The organism is Intestinibacter sp. (assembly GCF_051866655.1).
Taxonomy (GTDB): Bacteria; Bacillota; Clostridia; order Peptostreptococcales; family Peptostreptococcaceae; genus Intestinibacter.
Window position 1 is genome coordinate 1 of sequence record NZ_JBJDXL010000196.1, and the last position, 4,973, is coordinate 4,973.

Below are 4,973 nucleotides of genomic sequence, written 5' to 3' on the forward strand. Positions count from 1 at the left end.
TAGATCAGTTTGAAAATGGAAGCTTTGATTTTATAGCTGGTAAAATTTTAGAAGTAATTTAGTTAATTAAAAACTCTTTTTATTTATATATCAAATAAAGAGAGTTTTTTTATGCTATTATAAATTTAATAGTAGTTGAGAGGGTGGATGAGTTATATGAAATATATATTAATATTATGGGAAAATCATGAAATTTGGATTGAAATAGACGATGAGAAGTACGCTTTAAGACAAATATGTAAAGAACCCAATGGGGATATTGAAATTTCTTGTTTTGACGATTGCTTAGCTGAAGGCATTATAGAGGAAGAAGATTTAGAAGGTCAAATTATTAAAGTTAGCAAAGAAGATTTTGAAAAACAATGGAAAAGTCTCACAAAAGATCATTTAGATAATTGGAAAAAAATCAAAGAAAAATATTTTATAGGAAGTCAAATAACCGGAAAATGCAAGTATTTCTATCCTCAAGGAGCTATAATTGAATGTCAAGATTGTACTGCTTTATATGATGATATATTTAAAGTTGATGTCAATCAGGTGATAAAAGGGACTGTGTGTGGTTATGATGACGATAATATGTGGATAAAAATCGATATCAATTAAGGAAGGTGAATTATGAGTTTATTAAATCAAAGGGAGTATAATTTTTTAAAAGAAGACGATAGATTTACAAATGAAAGGCTTGCACTACTAACTTACGGTGGAAGCCACGCATACGGAACTAACAACGAGGGCTCAGATGTAGACTTAAGAGGGATTTACCTGCCTACAAAACAGGAAATACTATCTATGACATACGATGAAAAGCCGTTTACAAATACAGTAACAGACACTGTCATATACCCATTAAAGCAAATAGTAGAGCTACTGTGTAATTGCAACCCAAATACAATAGAAATTTTAGGTACTAGAGAAGAAGACATATTTGCGATAAACGATATAGGTAAAATCTTAAGAGAAAACGCATATGTATTTTTATCTCAAAAAGCATACGATTCATTCAACGGATATGCAGTCAGTCAGCTGAGAAGACTGCAAAATGCCATTGCAAGAGACAGCCTAGCTCAACCAGATAAGGAAGAGCACATACTTCAATCGATAAAAAGAAGAATGGACACATTTGAAATATCATACAAAGATATATGCGATGGAGAGCTGAATTTGTACATAGACGATACAGACAGAGAAGGGTATGACAAGGAAATCTACATAGACATAAACTTAAAAAATTATCCGCTTAGAGATCTGAGAAGCATGCTCGGCGAAATGAATGAAACCGTCAAGCAATACGGCAAATTAAACCACAGAAACAACAAAAAAGACGAGCCGCATCTGTATAAGCATGCGATGCACTTGATAAGACTTATGATGATGGGAATAGATATCCTAGAGGGCAAGGGCATAAATACATATAGAAAAGAGAAAGATTTTTTACTAGATATAAGACATGGAAAATATTCATTTGATGAGATTTTTGAGATAACAGATGAATACGACCGCAAGTTTAGAGAGGCAAGAGAGCATACTGATTTACCTAAATATGTAGATATGGACAAAGTCAATGAACTAATTGCGGAAATAAATTTACAAATAGTAAATGAATAGATTTAAATAAAAAAAGTTAGGGCCTACATTAGGAGCTAAAAAGTCTGTATAATTATTTCGATGAGTTATACAGACTTTTTAGTTTAAATACTTATAATTTCACATAAAAAATATGTTTTTAGTTACTTATATCATATAAAAATAACTATTGGGATTTTTCAGTTTTATAAAATACAAATATATCTTCACGAAAATTATGCATAATATAAAAAATCATTGATACAATTTCCTTAGGAGTTTCTTTCATTCCTGTCTTTATCCATTCGTCAATAATACTCATATGTATACCTTTAATATAAGCCAATACATAATGCTGAGGTACTTTCACCATGTTTATATTGTCACTTTGATAATATATAAATTCTATTACTTCATTAAACTTACGATAAAAAAACGGGTCTACATTATTACATACAAATAATTCAAAGATTTTTTTATTTTCTTCAATATATTTATATATTCTAAATAATAAAGAATAAAACTTTTTTTCAGTAAACTTTTCAGCTTCTATTGTATCTAAAAAATTAATTGTAATATTTTTTATACCAGTTAAAATTTCCTTTTCCATTTGTTCCAACAAATCATATTTATCCATATAATGTAGATAAAATGTAGTTCTACTTATCAGTGCTTTACTTGTTAAATTTGTTACAGTTATTTTTTCAAAGCCGATTGTATTTACAAGCTCCAAAAAAGCTTCTCTAATCATCTTATCTGTCTTAGTAATTCTAAGATCTAAATTTTTATCCATAGTAACATCCTTCTTTCTCTATATCAAAAAAAATAATAGACACTTTAAGCAATTTTGTAAATTGATTAAATTTACCAATATATATTACCATATATAATATATAGGAATATAACTACATTATAATATGTTCATATTGAAAGGAGAACTAAATATGGATAAAAAAGAATTAACAAAAAAAATAAAAATGAAAGCTCTTGAATTAGGATTTTCAAAAGTCGGTATAACAACAGCTGATCCTTTTCTTGATTATGAAAAAGAGCTTTTAAGCCGTAGAGACTATGATGGTTGGATTAATGCACCTATAGCAAAATATCTTGGAAAAGGACTAAGACCTCGTGAAATTTGGAAAGAAGCAAAATCAATAGTTTGTACTGTATATGCATATGGTCATGTAAAATATCCAGAGGAGCTTACTAAACATGTTGGACGTGCTTATCTTAGCCGTTCTTATTTACCACTTCCAGATTCTTCATGTGGATTGCGTGTAAATAATTTAATAGAATACATAGAATCATTAGGATGTAATGTTTATAAAGGTGAAATTGATATACCGAATAGAATGGCATGTGCTAGAGCAGGTATTATCACTTATGGTAAAAATAATTTTGCATATACTGAGGAAGATGGATCTTTTATAATACTTTATACTATTATGGTTGATACAGAGCTTGAATACGATGAACCGACTATTGAGTGCAACTGTCCACCAAATTGCCATAAGTGTATTGATGCATGTCCAAATCATGCCATACTTAAACCAGGTAGACTACATCCACAAAGCTGTACTCTTATGAATCATATATTCGATGGGGGTTTTTTAGAAGACGTTAGAGATGGTATGGGAACATATATACATGGATGCGATATTTGTCAGGAAGTATGTCCTAGAAATAAACATGTCTTAGAAAAAGCTGAAAGAAAAGATCCTTTTCTTGAAGAATTGAAAAAGGATTTTGACCTTGAAAAGATATTATTCCTCGATGAAAAATATTATGAAGATGTAGTTCATCCTATTATGTATAATTATATCAGAAATTTCGATGTTTTTAGAAAAAATGCAGCTATTGCAATTGGTAATACTGGAGATAAATCTTATATTCCAGCACTCGAAAAGGCAATTGAAATGTATGATAATCCAGTAGTTCAAGAGGCTGCTAAATGGGCTATTGAAAAAATTTCAAAATCTAACTGATAAAATTTCATAATAATATAAATATTTTGAATAGTGTATTTTTTATTATAATATGGGGCCATCGCAAATTTTATTTTGTGACAGCCCCTTTCTTGATAAAAAGAATTCTACTTAGTATTATCTTTAAGCTGGAAATCTTTTTTATATAAGACCATCGGTGTCACTGTGCCTTGATAAAACTCAATAGGTTCTCCTGTAATTTTTGCGCCCATAGTACAGATGATTTTTACAGTTATCTCTCTCGCCTCCATATGAATTTCTTCAATTCCCTGAGAAAATAAATCCTCTATAGAATATGTAACTAAATTTGTTCCGATATGCAATCTTCTGTATTTGGGTGCGATGGCGAATCTTCCCAAGTGAATTTGGTCGTTTTCCTTCCAGGCAGCTATAGCTCCTATGACATTTCCATCTAATAAAGCACACCACCATTGTGGAGAATTTTCAGAGGGTACTGGTATAAGTTCTGCTGGAATTTCCTGCTCGCCTTCAAATACATCTACTTCTAATTTCATAATTTCTTCCATATTCAAATCAGTTGCTTTTTTAAATACTACATCTTTCATGTTGCTATGCTCCATATATCTTCCACCTTTCAAATTTCGATATAATATCAAATTACATCGAAATATAATTTGCTATTTATTTATATCATATCATATAAAAATAAACTTTATTTAGTATTATCTTTAGATTTTTAACTTTTTATGAATCAAAAGTAAATAATTATATATTAAATAAACTAAAAACTATGCAGAATAGATATTTTTTTGATATTATATAAGTGATGAATTACCATATTATAGAAAAGGAGGAAGAAAAATGAGGAAAAAGTTTAAAAAAGCAATAGTATTTGCAATTACCGCTTCATTTGTATTTAACTCGGGTCTGGGGCAAATGCTATCCTATGCACAGACTAGTGAAATCTACAAAAATGCAAAGTCTATTATAAGTGATTTTGCGACAGAAAATATAGTTAAAGCTAATTATAATGTGGCTACTGCTAACAATGTTTCAGCTAGCAGTGATGACAGTTTAACTTTTGGAGATTTTACTTATGCAGTATCATATCCATCTGATGTAAGAATTATTGGATATACAGGTAAAGACACAGAAATTACAATACCTTCAGAAATAGATGGTATGAAAGTAACAGCTATAGGAATTTTGGCATTTAATAGCTGTAGTTCTTTAACAAGTATAACTATACCAGAAGGTGTAACTATTATAGACCAAGCTGCATTTAATGGATGTAGTGCTTTAAAAAATATAACTATACCAAAAAGTGTAACTACTATAGAGGACAATGCATTTTATGGATGCAGTTCTCTAACAAGTATAACTATACCAGAAGGTGTAACTAGTATAGAGCCTGGTTTATTTATGGATTGTAGCTCTTTAGCTAGTGTAACTATACCAAAAAGT

The 4,973-nt window shown here is 29.7% G+C and carries 6 protein-coding genes; 4 read left to right on the forward strand and 2 right to left on the reverse strand.

Annotation, left to right across the window (positions count from 1 at the left end):
• Positions 1 to 147 precede the first annotated feature (147 nt).
• Both ACI3VO_RS06035 and ACI3VO_RS06040 read left to right on the forward strand, forming a co-directional pair.
• Positions 148 to 603 (forward strand): hypothetical protein, encoded by a 456-nt coding sequence (locus ACI3VO_RS06035; RefSeq protein ID WP_439757041.1) that lies wholly within the window; start codon positions 148 to 150, stop codon positions 601 to 603.
• Between the two features lie 12 nt (positions 604 to 615).
• The gene (locus ACI3VO_RS06040; RefSeq protein WP_439757042.1) at positions 616 to 1,605 is read left to right on the forward strand and encodes a DNA polymerase beta superfamily protein; all 990 of its coding nucleotides are present in this window, start codon (positions 616 to 618) and stop codon (positions 1,603 to 1,605) included.
• A gap of 145 nt (positions 1,606 to 1,750) precedes the next feature.
• On the opposite strand, the gene ACI3VO_RS06045 is transcribed toward ACI3VO_RS06040, so the two are convergent.
• Positions 1,751 to 2,356, reverse strand: a complete 606-nt coding sequence (locus ACI3VO_RS06045) for a TetR/AcrR family transcriptional regulator (RefSeq protein ID WP_439757043.1) — start codon at positions 2,354 to 2,356, stop codon at positions 1,751 to 1,753.
• A gap of 151 nt (positions 2,357 to 2,507) precedes the next feature.
• Here ACI3VO_RS06045 and ACI3VO_RS06050 point away from each other — a divergent pair, with 151 nt between their 5' ends.
• Complete coding sequence (locus ACI3VO_RS06050; RefSeq protein ID WP_439757044.1) at positions 2,508 to 3,548, forward strand: epoxyqueuosine reductase; 1,041 nt, start codon at positions 2,508 to 2,510, stop codon at positions 3,546 to 3,548.
• 107 nt (positions 3,549 to 3,655) lie between these two features.
• On the opposite strand, the gene ACI3VO_RS06055 is transcribed toward ACI3VO_RS06050, so the two are convergent.
• On the reverse strand, positions 3,656 to 4,129 hold the full coding sequence (locus tag ACI3VO_RS06055) for a GNAT family N-acetyltransferase (RefSeq protein WP_439757045.1): 474 nt from the start codon (positions 4,127 to 4,129) through the stop codon (positions 3,656 to 3,658).
• A 241-nt stretch (positions 4,130 to 4,370) separates the two neighbouring features.
• On the opposite strand from ACI3VO_RS06055, the gene ACI3VO_RS06060 reads away from it, so the two are divergent.
• The coding region (locus tag ACI3VO_RS06060) for a leucine-rich repeat domain-containing protein (RefSeq protein WP_439757046.1) at positions 4,371 to 4,973 on the forward strand (603 nt) is incomplete at its 3' end.